We start from the raw sequence: 20,585 nt of genomic DNA on the forward strand, positions 1-20,585 counted from the left end.
CGCCCGCATGAGAAACGCCTTTGCCCTCGAAGCCCCCCTCTCGATCCGATGCGACACAGCCGCGGTTCCCGACGACACGCGTCCGGGTGTGGTGTGCCGTGAAGGTCGCGGACGCGGTGCCGGAGTTCGCTGACGCCTTCGGGTTCGACGAGTTCAACCGGATGCAGCGGGAGGCGCTCCCGGGCATCTTAGAGACCGACCACAACGTCGTCGCGTCGGCGCCGACGGCCTCCGGGAAGACGGCGCTCGCCGAGCTCGCGATCTGTAAGACCCTCTCCGAGGGCGGGACGGCCCTCTTCGTCGCCCCCCTGCGCGCGCTCACCAACGAGAAGGAGAGCGAGTGGGAGCGGTTCGAGGAGCTGGGCTACTCCGTCTACGTCGTCTCCGGCGAGCGCGACCTCAACCCCCGCCGCGCCGAGCGCGCCGACGTGCTGGTGACGACCCCCGAGAAGGCCGACAGCGCGACGCGGAAGCACGACTCCGCCCGCTACTCCTTTATCACCGACGTGGACTGCGTCGTCATCGACGAGGTCCACCTGCTCGACTCCGAGAAGCGCGGCGCGGTGCTGGAGGTGACCGTCTCGCGGCTTCGTCGGCTCCAGGACCCGCGCGTCGTGGCGCTGTCGGCGACGATGCCGAACATCGACGACGTCGCGGAGTGGCTCGACGCGCCCGCGGAGACGACGTACGCGTTCGGCGACGAGTACCGCCCGGTCGACCTCGAAACGGGCGTGAAGACGTACTCGCACGGGTCGAACGCGTTCGCCGACAAGTACCGCCGGCTCTACCGCGCGCTCGACCTGGCCGAGCCGCACGTCCGCGAGGACGGGCAGGCCTTGGTGTTCGTCTCCTCGCGGCAGGACACGGTCCAGGCCGCGAAGAAGGCGCGTGACGAGATCACCGAGCGCGACATCCCGATCGACTCGCGGGACGACTACGACTTCCACAACGAGGCGACGGAGCTCACCAACGACACCCTCCGCCAGTCGGTCACGGACGGCGTCGGCTTCCACCACGCCGGCCTCGGCAAGGACGACCGCGACCGCGTCGAGGAGTGGTTCAAGCAGGGGAAGATCAAGTTCCTCTTCTCGACGTCGACGCTCGCGTGGGGGGTGAACCTCCCCGCCCGCTGCGTCGTCATCCGCGACACGAAGTACCACGACCCGCTGGAGGGGGAGACGGACATCTCGCCTTTGGACGTGCTCCAGATGCTCGGCCGCGCCGGCCGCCCCGAGTACGACGACGTGGGGTACGGCTGGGTGGTCTGCGACCGCGCGGACGCCGACAAGTACCGCAAGCTGCTCCGCGACGGCAAGGAGATCGAGTCGCGGCTCGCCGCCGACCTCGAATCCCATCTCAACGCCGAGATCGCGATGGGGACGATCCGCGGGCTCGAAGACGTGATGGCGTGGTTAGAGACCACCTTCTACTACGTCCGCGCGAAGTCGCAGCCGGAGCAGTACGACTTCCCGACGCTCCGCGACCGCGTGCGCGACACGCTCGAATCGCTCGTCGACGACGGGTTCGTCGCGGCCGACGACGATCTCGCGATCGAACCGACCGCCCTCGGGCGCCTCGCCTCGAAGTACTACCTCCGCTTGGACACCGCGCGCCGCTTCCGGCGCCTCGCCGACCGCGAGACGCTGACGGTCGATTTCGTGCTTGAGACCGTCGCGTCGGCCGGCGAGTTCGACTCCGTCTCGGCGCGCTCGGCCGAGTCGGACGCGATCGACCGGATCCTCGACGGGCGCGACACCGACCTCGAAGACGGCCACCGCAAGGTGTTCGCCATCCTGCTGGCGGGGATGGCGGACTCGATCCCCTCGGACCTCCGATCGGACGCGTGGGTGATCCGGCAGAACGCCCTCCGCCTGCTCGCCGCGCTCGCGGAGTTCCTCGACCGCTTCGCCGGCCCGCGCGCCGCCAACCTCGCCCGCCGCGTCGAGGCGCGCGTCGAACACGGCGTCTCCCGCGAGGCGGTCGCGCTCACCGCCATCGAAGGGGTCGGCTCCGGTCGCGCCGAGCGCCTCGCGGACGCCGGGCTCACCTCCCCGGCCGACGTCGTCGACGCCGGCGCGAAAGAGCTCGAAAACGCCGGCATGAGCGGCTCCGTCGCGGAGCGCATCGTCGACGCCGCGCGCGACTGTCCCCGGATCGACGTCGACTGGGGCGAGTTCCCCGAGACCATCGCGGTCGGCGAAAACGAGATGTGCGAGGTCGCCGTAACCGCCGTCTCCGGGAGCGCCCGCGCGGGGATCCGCGTCACCGTCAACGACGTGGAGATGACCGCGACGACGACGTACCTCGACGGCGAGGTGACCGTCCCAGTCGGCGTGTTCGGAACCCCCGACGCCGACGAGTTAGAGTTCGTTGTCGAGGTCGTCTTCCCGGACCTGCCGCTGCTTCCGGTCACGGCGACGCGGACGGTTCGCGTGGAGTAGGCGAGCCGGCGTCCGAATCCGATTTTGCGAACTGTTGTCAGCGATGGGGTATTTAAATGCCAACACCGGTGGCGCCGATAGCTTATAAATAAACGAGGCGGTGGCGCGTGCCTGCGAGCGGCCGCCACCGGCGGCCGCGAGACAGCACCGCGCGAGGGAGTCAGTCGCCGGAGCGAAGCGGAGGCGACTGACGAGGCTGGGGAGGCGTGAGGCGCGGGGCGGTGCCGTGCGGGGCGGGACTCAAAGGGGCAGCCGCGAGGGGGGCGCAGGCGACGTAAGCACCGCAGCGAAGGAGCGAGCAGCGCGAGCGACTGAGCGAGGCGCGCAGCGAGCGTGCGCTCGCCTCGCGGCTGGGGCTTTGGGAGTGTTCGCCGGCGCTCTGCTAACAGCTATTTATAAACGAGCGACTGGGGCTTTGGCGGTGTTCGCCGCCGATCTGACAGCGACCATTTATAAATAAACGACCGGAGCGTCCGAGCGATTCGCCACCTCGTCGCTCCACCAGTAGTCACCGCGACCCGCCACGTATCCCACATAAACCCCCGCAACGAGCGCTTTTCACCCATACCGCGGCCACCCGACGCATGCCGCAACGACTCCGCGTGCTGGCCGGCGACTGCGTAGTGACCGACCGCGGCGACCGCACCCGCACCCACCGCGGGCGCGTCGTCGTCTTGATAAAGCCCGACGACACGACGCTCGTCCACGACGCCGACGGCTACCAGCCCGTCGCGTGGCTCACCCGTCCCGAGAGCGTCGTCGTCGAGGGTGACGGCGACGGGTTCACCGTCACCGCCCGCGACGGCTCTCGACAACTCCGGGTCGTCGCCGAGGAGGCGACCGCGAGCCGCGCGCTCCCCGTCACCGAGGCGGGCGTTCCGGTCGGGACCTGCCCGGACGACGGCGGGCCGCTCGTGCGCTCGCGCGGCGACGTGGTCTGTCTCGACTGCGAGGAACGCTGGGGGCTCCCGGCGGGCGCGAGCGTGACGGACGCGACCTGCGACGACTGCGGGCTCCCGAAGATTCGCGTCGAGCGCGGCGAGCCGTTCCACCTCTGTCTCGACCCCGCCTGCGACCCGATGGAGGACGCCGTCAGCGACCGCTTTGACGGGGTTTGGGACTGCCCGGACTGCGACGGCGACCTCCGGGTGCGCTCCGCGCCCGGCCGCGTCTACCTCGGCTGCGAGAACTACCCCGACTGCGAGACCACCTTCTCGTTCCCGGCGGGCGTCGTCGTCGACGAGTGCGACTGCGGGCTCCCCGTCTTCGAGACGGCCGCCGGGCTGGGCTGTCTGGACGGCACCTGCCCGCTCGACGGACACGCGGCGGGTAGAGAGTCGGAAGAACAGAGACCGAACGACGCGTAGCGGCCGGAGAACGCGACCGGGCTACTCCGCGAGCTGCTGGCGGCCCGGGGCGATGAGGCGGTCGAGGTACTCCGCGAGCGCGCCCTTCGCGTCCGCGGGATGGAGCTCGCCGGACTCCAAGTCCGCCTCCAAGTCGTCGTAGGCGTCGTACTCAAGATTCCCGCCGTACTCTTCCGGGCGCTCGACGGTCACCGCGTCGAACCGCGGGAACACGTGGTACTCGAACACCTGGAGGACGGGGTTGTCGCGGGCCGTGCCGTCGTCCGCCGGCTCGGGGTCGGCGGTGGGCGGGCAGTAGGCGTCGTTCACCTTCGACTCGATGTCCTCGCGGGAGTCCTCCATCGAGATGGTGACGCCCTCGCTGGAGGACATCTTCCCGCGGCCGGTGCCGAGGTCGGCGATGAGCGGCGTGTGGAGGCTCGTCGGCGGCTCGCGGTCGATGCTCGGTAACACGTCGCGCGCGAGCATGTGGACCTTGCGCTGTTCCATCCCGCCGACCGCGATGTCGACGCCGAGGTACGGGATGTCGAGCGCCTGCATCAGCGGGTAGACGGCCTGCGACACCTTCACCGAGTCGCCGGAGGTGATCTCGGCCATCGCCCGCTCAGCGCGGGCGAGCGTGGTCTCCAGTTCGAGGGCGTGGAGGTCGAGGGTGTAGTCGTCGTCGAGCTGGAAGTCGGAGCCGAGGACGAACTGCGTGTTCGACTCGTCGAGCCCGTAGGCGATGAACTGGTCGCGCATCCGCTCCGCGGTGTGGCGGATCTCCTCGAACGACCCCTTGTCGTTGAGGTACGCGTGTACGTCGGCCAACAGTACGGTCACCTCGAACCCCGCCTCCTGGAGGTCGATGAGCTTGTTCGCGGTGAGCATGTGACCGATGTGGAGCACGCCCGAGGGCTCGTAGCCGACGTACGCCCGCTTACCCTCGGGGTCGTCGGCCAGCGCCTCGATCTCCGCCTCGGTGACCACCTCGGCCGCGTTCCGGGTGATCAGCTCGTGAGCGTCCATACGTCCGACTGTGCGTTACCGGACATATGACTTCTGGATGCGTGCCGACGGATCACGCGGAGCGCCGCCAGCGCGGCCGTCGGGCGCTCGCTCTTCGGGTTCGAGGCGACCCCGCCGCCCTTACTCCTCCGTCTCGGGCAGCGTCCGCCCCGCCCGGTGTTCGGAGATGATCCGGTCGATCCGCTCGGCCTTCTGGTCGCGCCGCCGCTCCTCGGCCTCCTCCTCCCACTCCTCGACGGCCGCGACGAGGTCCTCCTCGCTCGCGACCGCCAGCTCGTCCACCTCGCGGACCGGCACGGCGTCCGCGGGCACCACCGGCACCCCGCGCTCGAACAGCACCGCGTCCGCGACGTCCGAGAGGTTCCCCTCGCCGCGGATCACCGCTCGCGGCTCCGTCTCCGCGAGGCGCTCGGCGGTCCGGCGGCCGGCGCCGGACGCGTCCCGGAGGAACACCACGTCGCCGGCGACGAGCCCGTACGCCTCGTCCGCGGCGTCGAGCGCGTCGAGCGTGAACTGCTCGACGACTTTCACGCTCACGAGCCCCCGCTCCTCCGCGACGTCGCCGAAGTTCGAGTGGTCGAGCCGCCACAGCTCTTTCAACGTCTCCACCTTCCGTTCGAGGTCCGCGACGCGCTCCTGTGCCTCGTCGCGCTCGCGCTCCAACCGGTCCGTCTCGCGTTCGAGCCGCGAGACCGCCCGACGCTCGCGGGCCTCGATGCGCTCCTCGCGTTTCGCCTCCTCTAACTCCCCCTCAAGCTCCGCGATCCGGTCGTCGCGCTCCTCTAAGTCCTCCTCCAGCGACTCGGCGTGCGACTCCAGCCGGTCGACGCGCTCGCGGAGCCGCCGGATCGTCTCCTCCTCCTCGGTGCGCTCCGGCTCCGTGGGGTCCGACTCGTCGCCGTCGCCGTCGCCGCTCCCGCCACCGCCGCTCCCGTCGTCCTCGCTCAGGTCGTCGATGACGGCCTCGACCGAGGACTCGCCCGCGACGACGCCGGCGATCACCGCCTCGCGGTCGAGCCGGGGCGGCGTCTTCGCCGCGATCCGCTCGAACTGGTCCTCGTGGTCGTCGTAGGCGTACAGCGCGGCCGCGAGCGCGTCGCGCTCGTGGTCGTTGTCGTAGCTCGCCTCGCGGGTGCGGTGGAGCTTCTCGTCGACCGGGAGATCGGTGGTGGGCTTCCACCCCGCGGCGTCGAACGAGCGCCGGAACTTCTCGACGGTCTCCGGCATCGGCTCCACGTCGGCGGCGACGATGATCGGGCGGCCCTGCTCGACGATCCACTCGGTCACCTCGGCGGTGTCGCCGGTCCGCGAGGAGTAGAGCGCGTGGACGGTGCCGTCGAGCCCGACGACCGCGGCCGCGGTGGTGGTCCCGGGGTCGATCCCGACGATGACGCGGTCGCGCCGCTGTACGAGCGGCTCGTACTCGATGCCGTCGCGGCGCTCGCGCTCGACCTCGACGCGCACGTCGCCGGCCCGCGAGTTCGACACGGGGATGTCCTCGGGGCGCGCCTCGACCGTGAACGTCGCGTTCGCGTAGCCGCCGTACTTCTCGGTCACGTCGCGCTCGAAGTCGAGGTTCGCCTCCTTCAGCTTCGACTGGACCTGCCGCGTCCGCTTCTTCACGTTGCCGTGGATCCGTCGGGTGTAGCGGTCCTGGCTCCACCCGCCCTTGCCGGTCGAGCGCCCGCGGGACACCTTCACCCGCGTCTCGTCGGTGAAGGCGGTAACCTCGTGGCCGACGTTGGCCGCGGCGAGCCGCGCGGCCGCCTCCGCCTCCTTCATCGGCTCCTTCCCGTAGGGGATCCCGTGGCGGGAGGCGACCCGCGAGAGCGGCTCCGGGCGCTCCGCGCCGGTCACCTGAACGAGCCGGGTACCGTCCGGGAGCGACCGGAGGAAGTTGACGAGCTCCCCCTTGTCGGCCGCCAGCTCGTAGGCGTTGTCGGTGGCGACGTAGAGGGGCTCGCGGTCGTCGATCAGCCGGCAGAGCTTCCGGAAGGAGACCACGTCGCGGGTGACCCGCGCCATCGGCCCGTCTGCGTCCGGGGCGTCCGGGTCGTCCTCGTCGACCGGATCGAGTATCACGAGCGCGTAGGAGGGGCTGTCGCCGCGGACGTCGCCGCTGTGGACGTCGACGCCGAACACCGGCCGGTCGCGGGCGCGGATGGTCCGGGTTGTCACGGCCCGAGGTAGGTCGTTGCCGCGTATATACCCCACGCCGGGGGAGACGATTCCTCGCCGGCGAGTTGGTGAGCGGTCGGTGGATCGATGTCGAATCGGCGGGCGGTCAGCGGATCGGCGCTAAGTTGACGAGCCCTCAGAGGATCCGCGGCTCGTCGCCCGCCCCCTGCTGCCGGCCGCTGATGATCCCGGGCGTTCCGCCGGTCTGGATGATGTTGAACGCGGTCATCAGGTCCGACCGCGAGATGAGGCCGACGAGCTCGCCGTCGGCGTCGACCACGGGCAGTCGCCCGACGCCGTGTTCCTGCATGGTCTGGAGCGCGGTCAGGGCGTCGGCGTTCGGGTCGGCCGCGACGAGGTCGGTCGCCATCACGTCGTCGACGCGGTAGGCGTCGCGCTCGACCTCGCGGACCGAGCGGGCGTCCTCTAAGGTGACCATCCCGACGAGTTCGTCGCCGTCGAGGACGGGGTAGCCGGTGTGGCGCTCCTCGAACATCCGGCTCATCAGGTCGGCGACGGAGGTGTCCTCCGACACCGTGTGGAGGTCATCGCGGGGCGTCATGATGTCCGTGACGGTGACGCCCTCGAAGGCGGCCTTCAGGGTCGTCTGCTGCGCCTCGCCGGAGGCGGCGATGTAGACGAAGAAGGCGAGCACGATGAGAAGCAGCTGGAACGTGAACAGGCCGATGATCCCCATCAGGAACGCGAACACCTTCCCCACGGCGGCGGCCCGCTGGGTCGCCTGCGCGTGCGGCTGGTTCCGCGCGAGCAGCGCCCGGAGGACCCGGCCGCCGTCCATCGGGAACGCGGGGAGCATGTTGAACACCGCGAGGACGACGTTCAACAGCGCGAGGTAGCCGAACACGAAGAGGAGGGCGTCGGAGCCGCCCGCACCGACGAGGACGACCCCGTAGCAGGCGACCCCGACCGCGACGCTGACGAGCGGGCCGGCGATCGCGATCCAGAACTCGTGTTTCCAGTCCTCGGGGAAGTCTTTGAAGCTGGCGAGCCCGCCGAGCAGCCACAGCGTGATCGACTCGATCTCGTAGCCGTAGCGCATCGCGACCAGCGAGTGGCCGAACTCGTGGAGCAACACCCCGACGAACAGCCCCACCGCGGCCGTCAGCCCGAGCAGCCACGGGGTGTTGCCGGCCGCGACCGCGCCCGCGTCGATCCCGAGCCCGGCGACCTCGTTCATCACTCCGGCGATCTCTCCCACCTGTCCGCCGATGAGGTACGCGAACAGCGGTAAAACGATCAGGAAGGTCCAGTTGAGGCGGATCGGAATGCCGAACGCGCTCCCGACCTTGATTCCACGCATGCCATCGAGTTCGGGTGGTGACCGGTTAAGTCACGGGGTCCGGGAAGCGATCGGACCGCTCGCACGGTCCGGTCGGTGATGGCTTAAATACCCGGCTCCCGTCACAGACGCCCATGAGCGACGCAGCCCACACCGACCCGGTCGTGAAGCGCGGCGAAGAAATCCGCTACGAACCCGTCGACGCCGCCGAGGGACTCTCGAAGGGCGTCCTCCTCGACGAGTCCGACGGCGCCCCGAACTTCGCGATGCGCCGGTTCGAACTCGCGGCGGGCGCCGAGGTCCCCCGACACACCAACGCGGTCGAACACGAGCAGTACGTCCTCGCCGGCGAGTACGTCGTTGGGATCGGGGACGAGGAGCACACCGTCTCGCCCGGCGACGCGCTCCTCATCCCCGCGGGCGTCGAACACTGGTACCGCAACGAAGGCGACGAGCCCGGCGCGTTCATCTGCGCGGTGCCGAACGGCGACGATACGATCGAACTCGTCGAGTAGCAATTCGACTGTCCCGGTCCGGGCCCGCCGACTACTCCAGCGTGCCGACGCGGTCGGCGACGTAGCCGAACTGGTCGCGGTAGCCGTTCGGCGACAGCAGCACGGGGTAGAAGGGCTCGTCGGCGAGGAGCGGCTCGCCGTCCGCGGCCGCGAACCGCTCGCCGGACTCGACGCGCTCGAAGTTGCGCGCGAACACCTCGTACGTCTCCGCCTCCGGCTTCGGGATCCGCTCCCGGAGCCTGAACACCGGGACGTCCTCGCGGCCGCCGACGTCGAGCACGTCGTCGGCGCCGGGCGCGGAGACGGCGCCGGTCGCGGCGAGGAACGCCCGCGCCAGCCAGTAGGCGTTGTCCGCGGCGGCCTCCGAGCCCTGAAGTCCCGCCTCCACTTCGAGCGTGTGCGGGTGTTCGATGAGGCGCCCCTCGGTGAACGCGTCGGTCTGGATCACGGCGTCGACCGGGAGATGCGGCGCGACCGCGCGCGTCACCTCGTCCATCGAGTCGATGACGGCGAACGGCTCGGCGTACGACTGCGTCGAGTGGATCGCGAGGGTCGTACACCCCTCTACGGCGTCGACGAGGTCGGCCGCGAGCCGCACCTCGTGGGCCGCCGCGTCGCGGTTGCCCGGGAACACCCGGTTGAGGTCGGCGTCGAGGTACCGCTCGCCGGCGGCGAGGGCCTCCTCGTTGGCGACGATCAGCCGCACCGGGCGCTCGGGGGCGAGGTCGGCGTCGAGCAGGCGCTCGACGGCGCGAGCGCCGCAGGGCTCGTCGCCGTGGATCGCGCCGACGACGGCGACCTCGGGCTCCCCGTCGCCCAGATCGTGAACTTCCATACGTCCCGCAGACGCGCGGCGGATAAGTGGCGTTCGGATCGGAGACGGAGGGCCGAATCGGCGGCGTCGCCCTCGGTTTCCCGTCGACGTGCTCAGTGCCCCCCGTCGACGCGCTTAGTGCCCCTCGTCGACGCGCTCAGTGGCCCTCGTCCACCTGATCCGCGTACTCGTAGTCGGCCGGGTAGGCGGGGGGCCGCGCGTCGTCGAGGGCGATCCGCCAGCCGTCGACCGCGCTCGGGTCGTCGAGCGCGGCGCGGAGCGTCTCCCGGACGTCGTCGACGTCGACCCCGTAGAAGTCGCCCGGGACGCCGTCGAGGTACTGGAGGGCCGTCTCGAACAGCGACCGCATCCCGGCGTCGTTCTCGAAGTCGACGCGCTTGTACGCGCCGGCCGCGACCTGAACCATCCCGTGGAGGAAGGCGCTCTCTGCGGTGCCGCTGCCGTAATTATACCACTCGTCTTCGAAGCAGTCGTGGCTCTCGTGGTAGGCGCCGTCGTTGAACAGCCGCACGCCGTGTTCGGTCGCGCGCCGAAGCGTCGCGTGTTCCCAGTAGCCGCCGACCGCCCGCGCGTCCGGCGGGCCGCCCGACGACTCGTCCTCCTCACCTGCCCCGGACGAGTTGGGTCGGTCGCCCGCGTGCCACCCGGTCGGGTTCCCGAGCGGCGGGGCGACGCCCGGGTCGCGGGTGTGGTCGTCCATGTCCGGGCCGTTCACGCGGGAGCGACCTAACCGTTTCGCGGGGGAGGGGGATGAACCGGCTCGGGGCCGGATCGAACCCTTCTTTCCTCCGGTCGCGCTCGGGGCGAACGAATGGACGCCGGACTCCTCTTCGCGCTCGCCGCCGCCGTCGTCTGGGGGACGTACCTCTTCGTCCTGAAGCGCGCCTTCTCGGAGTATCCCCCCGCCGCGCTGACGGTGGCGATAAACGCCGCGGCGCTCGGGTGGTTCCTCGCTGCGACCGGGCTCACGGTCGGCTTCGGCGACGCCGCGGCCGGGCTGTCCGGGCTCGTCGTCCCGCGGCGGTTCGCGGTCGTCGCCGTCACGAGCCTCGCGACGGCCGCGGCGTTCGTCCTCTTCCTGCGCGCCATCGAGAACGGGGCGGTGTCGTACGTCGCGCCGATCAACAAGGTCGTCCCGATGTTCGTCCTCCCGCTGGAGGTCGGGCTGCTCGGGCAGGTGCTGGCGCCGATCCAGGTCGCCGGCGTCGTCGTCACCACGCTCGCGGTGTACGTCGCGAACTACGAGCCGGGCAGCTTCTTCGCGCCGCTCGCGCGGGCCGCCCGCTCGCGTCCCGCGCAGCTGGCGCTCGCGAGCGCGGCCTGCTACGCGGTCGCGGACGTGGGCAAGCGGGTGGCGCTCCAGGAGCTCGCGATTCCCGGCACGCTCTGGGTGCCGCTGCTGCTCGTCGGCGTCGCGGTCGTGCTGCTCCCCGCGGCGATCCGGAACCCGATCGAGGCGAGCCGCGACGACGTTCCGAAGTTCCTCGCGGCCGGCGCGCTCGTCGCGCTGGGCGAGCACCTGACGACGGTCGCGTTCGCGGCGCTGCCCGCGAGCGTCGCCTCCCCGGTGATCAACACGCAGGCGATCGTCGCGGTCGTCCTCGGAGGCGTGCTGCTCGGCGAGCGCCACTTCCGGCTCCGGCTCGTCGCGGCCGTCCTCGCGGTGGTCGGCGTCGCGATGATCGCGGGCTGAGGCGGCGCGCGGGACGGACGGCGCGCGGGAGGAGCCGCCGCCCACCTCGACCGTCACGCCTGCCGCTACCCGAGAGACACTTGCCCGTTCGGCCCGTATCGATCGTATGAACTCCTCGCCGGAGTCGAGCCCGATTGACCACGCCGAGTCGATCGTGAACGCGCTCGGCGACGGCGCGTACGTCCTCGGCGCCGACCGGACTCGCGTGTTCGTCAACGACCGGCTCCGCGAGGTGACCGGGTTCGATGAGGACGTCCTCCACGACGAACACCCGGAACGGCTCGTTGAGGAGGGGTACTGGTCCGAGGAGACCGGCGAGCGCTACCGGGCGGCCGTTGAGCGCGTCCTCGCGGGCGAGACGGACGACGAGCGCGTCCAGCTCACGACGACGCTCGCGGACGGCGGCGAGGTGACCACCGAGACCCGGCTGACGCCGATCGAGCGCGACGGCTCGGTCGTCGGCGCGGTCGGAGTGATCCGCGACGTCACGGACCGCGTCGAGCGCGAACGAGAGTTAGAGCGGCTCAACGAGCGGCTCGAACGGCTCGCCGGCTTCCTCTCGCACGACCTCCGGAACCCCCTGTCGGTCGCCCGCGGCTACGTCGAGCTCGCCCGCGAGACGGGCGACACCGAGCGGCTGGCGGCCGCCGAGGAGGCGCTCGACCGGATCGAGTCGATGATCGACGAGGCGCTGGTGATGGCCCGCGACCCGAACGAGGTGGAGACCGCGGACGCCGCGGTCGACCTCGGAGACCTCGCCGCCGACTGCTTGGAGTCGGGCGACGTCGGCGATTGCCCGGCCGACGCCGAGCTCGTCGTCGAGGACCCCGGGCCGGTGGCCGGCGACCCGACCCTGCTCCGGCGCGCCGTCAGCAACCTCATCGGCAACGCCTTCGACCACGGCGGCGACGAGCCTACGGTCCGGGTCGGCGTCGACGACCGAGGGGTGTACGTGGCCGACGACGGACCGGGGCTTCCGGACGACGAGCAGGCGCGCGCGGAACTGACCGACTTCGGCGTCTCGCCGGAGGGGGGCACAGGCATCGGACTCGCCATCGTCGAGCGCGTCGCGGCCGCGCACGGCTGGACGCTCGAGATCGGCGAGTCGGCCGAGGGCGGGTTCCGCGCGACGCTGGCCGGTGCGAAATCGACGAAATAAAGGGGGGGCCGAGCCAACGCCAGTCCGCGTGCGAGGGTAGCCAAGCCCGGAAACGGCGGCGGATTCAAGCTCCGCTCCTGTAGAGGTCCGTGGGTTCAAATCCCTCCCCTCGCATGAGCGCGTCCACAACGCGCGAATGCATCAGGGGGGAGGATTTGAATCAGGGAGCGCCTCTGGCGCGACCGTGGTTCAAATCCCTCCCCTCGCATCGCCGGGGTCCACCCCCCGTGATGCGGAAGACGCTCTCGGAGCGCTCTTCCCTCGCAAAACTTCACTCGACTCACGCAGAGCCCCCGGTATCGCCAAGCCCGGAAACGGCGGCGGATTCAAGCTCCGCTCCTGTAGAGGTCCGTGGGTTCAAATCCCTCCCCTCGCATGAGCGCGTCCACAACGCGCGAATGCATCAGGGGGGAGGATTTGAATCAGGGAGCGCCTCTGGCGCGACCGTGGTTCAAATCCCTCCCCTCGCATCGCCGGGGTCCACCCCCCGTGATGCGGAAGACGCTCTCGGAGCGCTCTTCCCTCGCAAAACTTCACTCGACTCACGCAGAGCCCCCGGTATCGCCAAGCCCGGAAACGGCGGCGGATTCAAGCTCCGCTCCTGTAGAGGTCTCGTGAGCGAGCGACGCGAGCGAACGAGAGCACGCGAGTCGCAGCCGGCGAGCGAAGCGAGCCGGACCGTCTCGCGGTGGTCCGTGGGTTCAAATCCCTCCCCTCGCATCGCCGGGGTCCCCCCCCCGTGATGCGGAAGACGCTCTCGGAGCGCTCTTCCCTCGCAAAAATTCCTCAGTCGACTCTCGTAGCCGCGGCGCTCTCATCGAACCCCGTCGCCGCGGCGCTTCGACCGGCTCCCGCGACCGGGGCAAGGCCCGGACGCGGAGCCCGCCACATCGAATCGGTGTCGGTCTCGTCGGCCGTTGCCCCGGCGGCAGGCGTTAGTAAGCAGTCCATTCCGGGGCGCTCCTCAGCTCTGAAACCGGGACATAAGCTCGCGACACCCGTAAGACGGTCCATAACCATGTACCGCTACCGTCATGATGCGACGATGAGTCACAATCCCGGGCCGGAGACCGAACTGACGACCAAGCTCCGTGTTCAATCGTTCATCGAACGCGCCACGCGGCTGTGGGAGGACCTCAGGTACAAACAGCACCGGCTCCGGAGCGACACCTACCGAGTGGCGGTCGGCAGTGCGGAGGCGGACCTCTACGCGCTGTCGAAAAGCGAATATCTCGATTTCGCGCGGCTCCCGGAGCGGGGCATCCTCGAAGAGCTGCTCTCGGATCTGCGGCCCGACGACATCTTCTACGACCTCGGTGCGAACCTCGGGCTGTACGCCTGTCTCGCCGCTGACGTCCTCGACACGACGATCGTGGCGTTCGAACCCCATCCGAAGAACGCCGACCGGCTCGCACGGAACGCCGAACTGAACGGGTCGAAGGTCGCCGTTCATCGCGTCGCCCTGGCCGCCTCGTCGGGAAGCGCACAGATGAAGCTCTCGCCCGGGTTCGGACCCGATAACCTCGGGTCCGCCGGGCACACGCTCCTCACGGAGTACTACGAGGAGGAGTCCGAATCGGTCCCGGTCACGAAGCTGCGAGGCGACGAGTTCGTCGCCGAGGAGCGCGCACCGCCGCCGACCGCGTTGAAGATAGACGTCGAAGGAACGGAGATGGACGTCCTACAGGGCCTCGACTCGACCCTGTCGCGCCCCGAGTGTCGGCTCGTCTACTGCGAGGTCCACGAGGACCGGCTCGACTCTCAGGGGTACTCCGTCTCCGACGTGTCAGACTTTCTCGCATCCCGCGGCTTCTCCGTCGAGAGGCGTTCGATCGACGGCTATCAGTCGTTCATCCGCGCGGAAAAGGTCTGAGCGCGAGTCGTCGTTCCTCTGGGTACTGTTTCTCCCGGCCCAGACTCGAATCGGTGAGCGCCGTCGCTCCTACGGACCGGCCGCTCGCCGCCGCGCCACCGCCCCGCCGCCGCGCAGCCGAGCGGTATGGCTTTTTATTCTCTCCCCCGAATCGGGCGTTATGACCGAACGGACGCGTCGCGACCTGCTCCGCGTCGCCGGCGGCGTCGGCGTCACGGGACTCGCTGGCTGTAGCTCGCTCGGCGGCGACTCGTCGGGCGACGGTGACTCGCCCGCCGCCACCGCCGGATCGGGGTTCGACGAGGTCGACCTGCCGCTGGACCTCGACGCCCGACCGCAGTCGTCGGACGGACTCGCGTCGCAGTTCCGGCAGGGGCTCCGGAACCACGGCCACATCGACGCGACGATACCCGAGACCGTCGAGGTGCGGTGGTCGGTGCCGGCGAACCGCGGCGAGCACTCCGCCTCGAAGGGCAGTCCGATGCCGACGCCGGCGGGCGACATGCTCGTCGCGGACGACACGGGCCGGATCCAGTCGATCGCGGTCGACGGGACGACGAACTGGGAGACGGACCTCTCCGACGCCAAGTGGGGGAGCCACGGCACCCCCGCGATCGCCGACGGCTTGGCGTACGTCGGCACCTACGATGGCGTCGTCTCCGCGGTCTCGGTCGCGAGCGGCGAGATCGAGTGGCAGACCGATATCGGTGACGCGGCCGCCGCCAGCCCGACGTACCACGACGGAACGCTGTACGTCGCCGTCGAGTTCTCGCCGCCGAGCGGCGCCGTCGTCGCGCTGGACGCCGAGAGCGGCGACGAGGTGTGGCGCGACGGCCGGCCGACCGACCACCCGCACTCGACCGTCGCGGTCGACCTCGACCGCGACCGCTTCCTGTTCGGCGCCAACGACGGCCGCGTCTACGCGTGGTCTTTCGTCGACCGCGAGCGCGCGTGGACGTTCGACACCGGCGGCGACGTCAAGGCGCCGATCGCGGTCAGCCGCGGGATCGCGGTGGTCCCGTCGTGGGCCGGCACCGTCACCGCCGTCGACGTCAGCGACGGCTCCGGGCTCTGGGAGTTCCAGACGGACGACTCCGTGTCGCCGTCGGCCGAGCCCGACCCGATCCGCACGGGCGGCGTCATGTGCGCGCCGGCGGTCCACGACGGAACGGTGTACGTCGGGAGCCACGACACGAACGTCTACGCGATCGACTTGGCGACCGGCGAGGAGCTGTGGTCGACCCCGACCGACGGGTGGATCACGGGGAACGTGACCGTGACGAACGGCCACGTCCTCGTCGGCTCGTACGACGAGCACCTCTACGCGCTCGATCGCGGTGACGGCTCGGTGACCTGGGCGGTCGAGGGCAACGGCGAGGTGACCAGCGCGCCGTTCGTCACCGACGACGGTGTCTACTACACCGAGCGCGCCCCGGAGAACACCGACGAACCCGGCATGTGCTACCGGCTCGCCGCGCCGGAGTGAGCCGGCCGCCCCGCTGTCGGGCGGTCGGGCGGTGCGTCGGCAAATAGTCACGAACGTCCAGCGAAACGCGGGGTCCGAAACGGTTTTGCCGGCCCCTGCCGGACGGTCGATATGCCAGCAGATCCCGACACGGGGTACGACCCCTCGCTGGGTCGGAAGTTCGTGTTCGTCACGGGCGGTGTGATGTCCGGGCTGGGCAAGGGCATCACGGCCGCCAGCACCGGGCGCCTCCTCGCCAACGCGGGCTTCGACGTCACCGCCGTCAAGGTGGACCCCTACCTCAACGTCGACGCCGGGACGATGAACCCGTACGAGCACGGCGAGGTGTACGTGTTAAAAGACGGCGGCGAGGTCGACCTCGACCTCGGCAACTACGAGCGCTTCCTCGGCACCGACATGACGTTCGACCACAACGTCACCACGGGGAAGACCTACCAGCACGTCATCGAGCGCGAGCGCGCCGGCGACTACCTCGGCAAGACTGTCCAGATCATCCCGCACGTCACCGACGACATCAAGCGGCGCATCCGCGAGGCCGCCGAGGGCTCCGACGTCTGCCTCGTCGAGATCGGCGGGACCGTGGGGGACATCGAGTCGATGCCGTTCCTCGAAGCGCTCCGCCAGTTCGCCCACGAGGAGGACGACGAGGACATCCTCTTCACCCACGTCACGCTCGTACCCTACTCGAAGAACGGCGAGCAGAAGACGAAGCCGACCCAGCACTCCGTGAAGGAGCTGCGCTCGATCGGGCTCCAGCCGGACATCCTCGTCGGGCGCTCCGAGGACCGGCTCGACCCGGAGACGAAAGAAAAGATCGCCTTATTCTGCGACGTGCCCACGGACGCCGTCTTCTCGAACCCCGACGTCGAGGACATCTACCACGTCCCGCTGATGGTCGAAGACGAGGGGTTAGACGAGTACGTGATGGAGCGGCTCGGCCTCGTCGACGAGGCGCTCCCGAAGGAAGAGCGCTCGACGGAGTGGCGCGACCTCGTCACCCGTGACCGCGACGAGGAGATCGACGTGGCGCTCGTCGGCAAGTACGCGCTCGAAGACGCCTACATGTCGATCCACGAGGCGCTGAAACACGCCGGCATCCAGACCGGCACCGAGGTGAACGTGCTGTGGGTCGACGCCGACGAGACGCAGGAGGAGCACGAACAGCGGCTCGCCGAGGCGGACGCCGTCGTCGTTCCCGGCGGGTTCGGCTCCCGCGGCACGGACGGGAAGATCGAGGCGATCCGCTACGCCCGCGAGAACGACGTGCCGTTCCTCGGGCTCTGTTTAGGCTTCCAGATGGCGGTCGTCGAACACGCGCGCAACGTCCTCGGGCTCGACGGGGCCCACTCCGCGGAGATCGACCCCGACACGCCCCACCCCGTCATCGACCTCCTCCCCGACCAGTACGAGACGGAGGACATGGGCGGGACGATGCGGCTCGGCGCCCACGAGACGGACATCGAGCCCGACACCCTCGCGGCCGCGGTGTACGACGCCGACTCCTGTACCGAGCGCCACCGCCACCGCTACGAGGTGAACCCCGAGTACATCGACGCCTTAGAGGCCGACGGGCTCGTCTTCTCCGGGCGCGCCGACAACCGGATGGAGATCCTCGAACGTCCAGACCACCCGTTCTTCTTCGGGACGCAGGCGCACCCCGAGTTCCGGTCGCGCCCGGACCGCGCGAGCCCCCCGTTCGTCTCGCTCGTCGAGGCGGCGCTGGGATCGACGGACACAACCGAGCGGAACGCGGACATGAGGCTATAGATGGTCGAGACGGAGGAATTCATCGCGGAGGCGAAAGCGGAGATCCGGGAGGCGATCGGCGACGCGAACGCCGTGATCGCCCTGTCGGGCGGGGTCGACTCCTCGGTCGCGGCGACGCTCGCGTACGAGGCGGTCGGCGACCAGCTCACCCCCGTCTACGTCGACACGGGGCTGATGCGGAAGGGGGAGACCGACGAGATTCGAGACACCTTCTCGTTCATGGAGTCGCTGCGGGTGATCGAGGCGCAGGACCGATTCTTCGACCGGCTCGAAGGCGTCACCGACCCCGAGGAGAAGCGCCACGTCATCGGCGAGGGGTTCATCGACGAGTTCGAGACGGTCGCGCGCGACGTCGACGCCGACTTCCTCGTCCAGGGGACGATCTACCCCGACCGCATCGAGTCGGAGGGGAACATCAAGTCGCACCACAACGTCGGCGGCCTCCCCGAAGTCGTCGACTTCGAGGGGATCGTCGAGCCCGTGCGCGACCTCTACAAGGACGAGGTGCGCGAGGTCGCCCGAGCGCTCGGGCTCGAGGAGATCATCTCCGAGCGCATGCCGTTCCCCGGCCCCGGGCTCGCCGTCCGGATCGTCGGCGAGGTGACGCCGGAGAAGGCCGCGGTCGCCCGCGAGGCGACTCACGTCGTCGAGGAGGAACTGGAGGAGTACGACCCGTGGCAGGCGTTCGCCGCGGTCCTCGGCAAGGCGACGGGCGTCAAGGGCGACAACCGCGTCCACGGCTGGGTGGTCGCGGTGCGCTCCGTCGAGAGCCGCGACGGGATGACCGCCCGCGCGCAGGAGCTCGACTGGGGCACGCTCCAGCGGATCCAGAGCCGGATCACCGGCGAGAACGAGAACGTGGCGCGGGTCGTCTACGACGTGACCCACAAACCGCCCGCGACGATCGAGTACGAGTGATGGCGGGAGCTCCCGTCCGCCCCGACGGCGGTCGCGCCGAGGGGGAAATCGCGATCGTCGCCGGCCCCGACGAGCACGGCCTCGGCGAGGAGCTGGCCGCGCTCGGCGTCGAGATCCGCCGGATCGAGGGGCTCGTCACGGCGGCGAAGCTGGAGGACGCCGGCGTCGCCGACGCTGACCTGTTCGTCCTCACCGACGTCGAGGAGGCCACCGGCATCCCGGTCGCGAAGGAACTGAACCCCGACGTCCAGATCGTCACGTACGCGGGCCGGTCGCTGCCGGAGTTCGTCGCGACCGTCGCCGACCTCGCGGTCGACCCCGACCTGCTCGACGCAGCGACGGTCGCCGAGGAGCTGCTGTCCGACGACGACGGCGAGCCGTGAGCGGGGAGGACGACTCGACGGCGGCCGAGGAGGGCGACGGGGACGCGGCCCGAGACGACGCGTCCGACGACGCCCCCGCGACCGTCCCGGTCACCCTCTACACCCGCGATGACTGCTCGCTCTGTGTCGTCGCCCGCGAGACGATCGAGTCGGTCGCCGCCGACCTCGACGGCGTGCGGGTCGACCTCGACGTGATCGACGTCGACACCGACCCCGAACTGGCCGAGGAGTACGGCGAGCGCGTCCCGTACGTGCTGGTCGACGGCCACCCGGCGTTCAAGTACGAGGTCGACGAGCGCGAGCTGCGCTTGAAGCTGTTGGCGGCGACCTGACGCGGTCGCCGTCCCGTCCGCGATCCGCCCGCGGTCCGCTCGCGATCTCTTCGGTCTCCCCTACCGCGACCCGACCATTTACCCGTTCGTCCGCCCCTCTGATCGCCATGGCACACGGAGACGCACACCTGTTCACCGGCGGTCGAGTCGCGGACGCGGAGGGAACACGGCGGGCGGACGTGGCGGTCGTCGACGGCGAGATCGCCGCGGTCGGCGATCCGGAGACGGTCGCGGACGCGGTCGCCGACGTCCCGGACGAGGACCTCGAACCCGTCGACGCGAGTGACCGCGTCGTCGCGCCCGGGCTGATCGACGCGCACGTCCACGTCATGATGGACGGCCGACCGGACGTCTCGACCGCGGTCTCCGACAGCGACTACACCGCGAGCTACCGGACCGCGAGCAACCTCGAAGCCGCTGTCTCGAACGGCGTCACGACCGTCCGCGACCTCGGGAGCCGCGGGACGCTCGCGCTCGACGCGGGCGAGGCGGTCGCGGCGGGTGACATCCCGGGCCCGCGCGTCCTCGCGTGCGGCCGCAACGTGATCATGACCGGCGGCCACGGCAACTGGTTCGGGCGCGAGGCCGACGGCCCCGCGGAGGTGCGGAAGGCGGCCCGCGAGCAGCTGAAGGCCGGCGCGGACGTGCTCAAGTGCATGGCCACCGGCGGCGTCCTCACCGAGGGCGCGGTGACGGGCGCCCCCGAGCTCACGCCCGAGGAGCTGGCCGCGTTCACCGACGCGGCCGCGCCGACCGACACCCCCACGGCAGCCCACGCCCACGGCGAGGTGGGGATTAAGAATGCGGTCGAGGCCGGCATCTCCAGCGTCGAGCACGGGACGTTCATGGACCGCGAGGCCGCCGAGATGATGGCCGAGCGCGGCACCTACTGGGTGCCGACCGCGAGCGCGCTCCGCGGTATCGTCGACAACGGCGTCGAGGCCGGCATCCCCGAGGACGCCGTCGCGAAGGCCGAGGACGCCGCGGACCGCTTCGACGACGCGTGGGACCACGCGCTGGACGCCGGGGTTTCGATCGCGATGGGCACCGACGCGGGCACCCCGTTCAACTTCTTCGCGGACATTCCCCAAGAGATGGCGTACATGGTCGACTACGGGCTCTCCCCCGAGCGGGCGCTGGAGGCCGCCACCGTCAACGCCGCCGACCTGCTCGGGCTCGACGACGTCGGGCGGGTCGCGGAAGGGTACGTGGCGGATCTGGTCCTCCTTGACGCCGACCCGACCGAGGACGTCGCGGCGTGGCAGGACCCCGAGGCGGTGTTCGCGCGCGGCGAGCGCGTGAAATAGGCGAATTCAGTCTGGTGCGGCTC

Annotated in this window: 17 protein-coding genes and 1 tRNA gene; 13 read left to right on the forward strand and 5 right to left on the reverse strand. The window is 70.3% G+C overall.

What is annotated here, in order from left to right:
- Window positions 1-98 precede the first annotated feature (98 nt).
- Entirely contained in the window at window positions 99-2,441 is a 2,343-nt protein-coding gene (locus B378_RS0110165) for a DEAD/DEAH box helicase (protein WP_017343690.1), read from the forward strand.
- A gap of 584 nt (window positions 2,442-3,025) precedes the next feature.
- Complete coding sequence (locus B378_RS0110170) at window positions 3,026-3,808, forward strand: topoisomerase DNA-binding C4 zinc finger domain-containing protein (protein WP_017343691.1); 783 nt, start codon at window positions 3,026-3,028, stop codon at window positions 3,806-3,808.
- 21 nt (window positions 3,809-3,829) lie between these two features.
- Here the strand turns inward: B378_RS0110170 and B378_RS0110175 are convergent, their stop codons facing one another.
- The 3 genes from B378_RS0110175 to B378_RS0110185 all read right to left on the reverse strand — a co-directional run bounded on the left by B378_RS0110175 (window position 3,830) and on the right by B378_RS0110185 (window position 8,315).
- Entirely contained in the window at window positions 3,830-4,816 is a 987-nt protein-coding gene (locus B378_RS0110175; RefSeq protein WP_017343692.1) for a tyrosine--tRNA ligase, read from the reverse strand.
- Between the two features lie 120 nt (window positions 4,817-4,936).
- Entirely contained in the window at window positions 4,937-6,994 is a 2,058-nt protein-coding gene (locus tag B378_RS0110180) for a DUF460 domain-containing protein (protein WP_017343693.1), read from the reverse strand.
- Window positions 6,995-7,130: 136 nt separating this feature from the next.
- Window positions 7,131-8,315, reverse strand: coding sequence for a M50 family metallopeptidase (locus tag B378_RS0110185; RefSeq protein ID WP_017343694.1), 1,185 nt, complete (start codon window positions 8,313-8,315; stop codon window positions 7,131-7,133).
- A 113-nt stretch (window positions 8,316-8,428) separates the two neighbouring features.
- Between B378_RS0110185 and B378_RS0110190 the strand changes: the two genes are divergently transcribed.
- Window positions 8,429-8,809, forward strand: coding sequence for a cupin domain-containing protein (locus tag B378_RS0110190; protein WP_017343695.1), 381 nt, complete (start codon window positions 8,429-8,431; stop codon window positions 8,807-8,809).
- 31 nt (window positions 8,810-8,840) lie between these two features.
- Here B378_RS0110190 and B378_RS0110195 read toward each other — a convergent pair whose 3' ends face one another.
- Together B378_RS0110195 and B378_RS0110200 are read right to left on the reverse strand one after the other, a co-directional pair.
- Window positions 8,841-9,644 (reverse strand): succinylglutamate desuccinylase/aspartoacylase family protein, encoded by an 804-nt coding sequence (locus tag B378_RS0110195; protein ID WP_017343696.1) that lies wholly within the window; start codon window positions 9,642-9,644, stop codon window positions 8,841-8,843.
- Window positions 9,645-9,780: 136 nt separating this feature from the next.
- Window positions 9,781-10,344 (reverse strand): DUF309 domain-containing protein, encoded by a 564-nt coding sequence (locus B378_RS0110200; protein ID WP_017343697.1) that lies wholly within the window; start codon window positions 10,342-10,344, stop codon window positions 9,781-9,783.
- A 111-nt stretch (window positions 10,345-10,455) separates the two neighbouring features.
- On the opposite strand from B378_RS0110200, the gene B378_RS0110205 reads away from it, so the two are divergent.
- The 10 genes from B378_RS0110205 (at window position 10,456) to B378_RS0110255 (ending at window position 20,562) form a co-directional block, all read left to right on the forward strand.
- On the forward strand, window positions 10,456-11,337 hold the full coding sequence (locus tag B378_RS0110205; protein WP_017343698.1) for an EamA family transporter: 882 nt from the start codon (window positions 10,456-10,458) through the stop codon (window positions 11,335-11,337).
- Window positions 11,338-11,443: 106 nt separating this feature from the next.
- Window positions 11,444-12,496: a PAS domain-containing sensor histidine kinase gene (locus tag B378_RS0110210; protein ID WP_017343699.1), complete on the forward strand. Its 1,053-nt coding sequence runs from the start codon at window positions 11,444-11,446 to the stop codon at window positions 12,494-12,496.
- 30 nt (window positions 12,497-12,526) lie between these two features.
- Window positions 12,527-12,610 (forward strand) — tRNA-Leu (locus B378_RS0110215).
- Window positions 12,611-13,238: 628 nt separating this feature from the next.
- Window positions 13,239-14,369: an FkbM family methyltransferase gene (locus B378_RS15890; RefSeq protein WP_155118210.1), complete on the forward strand. Its 1,131-nt coding sequence runs from the start codon at window positions 13,239-13,241 to the stop codon at window positions 14,367-14,369.
- A 160-nt stretch (window positions 14,370-14,529) separates the two neighbouring features.
- Window positions 14,530-15,855, forward strand: a complete 1,326-nt coding sequence (locus B378_RS0110230) for a PQQ-binding-like beta-propeller repeat protein (RefSeq protein ID WP_017343701.1) — start codon at window positions 14,530-14,532, stop codon at window positions 15,853-15,855.
- Window positions 15,856-15,966: 111 nt separating this feature from the next.
- A complete protein-coding gene (locus B378_RS0110235; protein WP_017343702.1) occupies window positions 15,967-17,622 on the forward strand; it encodes a CTP synthase in 1,656 nt (551 codons plus the stop codon).
- Window positions 17,623-18,540, forward strand: a complete 918-nt coding sequence (gene guaA / locus B378_RS0110240; protein WP_017343703.1) for a glutamine-hydrolyzing GMP synthase — start codon at window positions 17,623-17,625, stop codon at window positions 18,538-18,540. It begins immediately after the preceding gene.
- Window positions 18,540-18,923 (forward strand): hypothetical protein, encoded by a 384-nt coding sequence (locus tag B378_RS0110245; RefSeq protein WP_017343704.1) that lies wholly within the window; start codon window positions 18,540-18,542, stop codon window positions 18,921-18,923. Before guaA ends, B378_RS0110245 begins: the two co-directional genes overlap by 1 nt.
- Window positions 18,920-19,255 (forward strand): glutaredoxin family protein, encoded by a 336-nt coding sequence (locus B378_RS0110250; RefSeq protein WP_017343705.1) that lies wholly within the window; start codon window positions 18,920-18,922, stop codon window positions 19,253-19,255. The genes B378_RS0110245 and B378_RS0110250 overlap by 4 nt, the downstream gene beginning before the upstream one ends.
- A 107-nt stretch (window positions 19,256-19,362) precedes the next feature.
- Window positions 19,363-20,562, forward strand: a complete 1,200-nt coding sequence (locus B378_RS0110255) for an amidohydrolase family protein (protein ID WP_017343706.1) — start codon at window positions 19,363-19,365, stop codon at window positions 20,560-20,562.
- Window positions 20,563-20,585 lie beyond the last annotated feature (23 nt).

The organism is Halorubrum sp. T3 (assembly GCF_000296615.1).
Lineage (GTDB): Archaea > Halobacteriota > Halobacteria > Halobacteriales > Haloferacaceae > Halorubrum > Halorubrum ruber.

Coding starts and splice junctions, on each gene's coding strand:
- B378_RS0110170 (WP_017343691.1), top strand. CDS start 3,026: ATGCCGCAACGACTCCGCGTGCTGGCCGGCGACTGCGTAGTGACCGAC.
- B378_RS0110175 (WP_017343692.1), bottom strand. CDS start 4,816: ATGGACGCTCACGAGCTGATCACCCGGAACGCGGCCGAGGTGGTCACC.
- B378_RS0110185 (WP_017343694.1), bottom strand. CDS start 8,315: ATGCGTGGAATCAAGGTCGGGAGCGCGTTCGGCATTCCGATCCGCCTC.
- B378_RS0110190 (WP_017343695.1), top strand. CDS start 8,429: ATGAGCGACGCAGCCCACACCGACCCGGTCGTGAAGCGCGGCGAAGAA.
- B378_RS0110195 (WP_017343696.1), bottom strand. CDS start 9,644: ATGGAAGTTCACGATCTGGGCGACGGGGAGCCCGAGGTCGCCGTCGTC.
- B378_RS0110200 (WP_017343697.1), bottom strand. CDS start 10,344: ATGGACGACCACACCCGCGACCCGGGCGTCGCCCCGCCGCTCGGGAAC.
- B378_RS0110205 (WP_017343698.1), top strand. CDS start 10,456: ATGGACGCCGGACTCCTCTTCGCGCTCGCCGCCGCCGTCGTCTGGGGG.
- B378_RS0110210 (WP_017343699.1), top strand. CDS start 11,444: ATGAACTCCTCGCCGGAGTCGAGCCCGATTGACCACGCCGAGTCGATC.
- B378_RS15890 (WP_155118210.1), top strand. CDS start 13,239: ATGCGGAAGACGCTCTCGGAGCGCTCTTCCCTCGCAAAAATTCCTCAG.
- B378_RS0110230 (WP_017343701.1), top strand. CDS start 14,530: ATGACCGAACGGACGCGTCGCGACCTGCTCCGCGTCGCCGGCGGCGTC.
- B378_RS0110235 (WP_017343702.1), top strand. CDS start 15,967: ATGCCAGCAGATCCCGACACGGGGTACGACCCCTCGCTGGGTCGGAAG.
- guaA (WP_017343703.1), top strand. CDS start 17,623: ATGGTCGAGACGGAGGAATTCATCGCGGAGGCGAAAGCGGAGATCCGG.
- B378_RS0110245 (WP_017343704.1), top strand. CDS start 18,540: ATGGCGGGAGCTCCCGTCCGCCCCGACGGCGGTCGCGCCGAGGGGGAA.
- B378_RS0110255 (WP_017343706.1), top strand. CDS start 19,363: ATGGCACACGGAGACGCACACCTGTTCACCGGCGGTCGAGTCGCGGAC.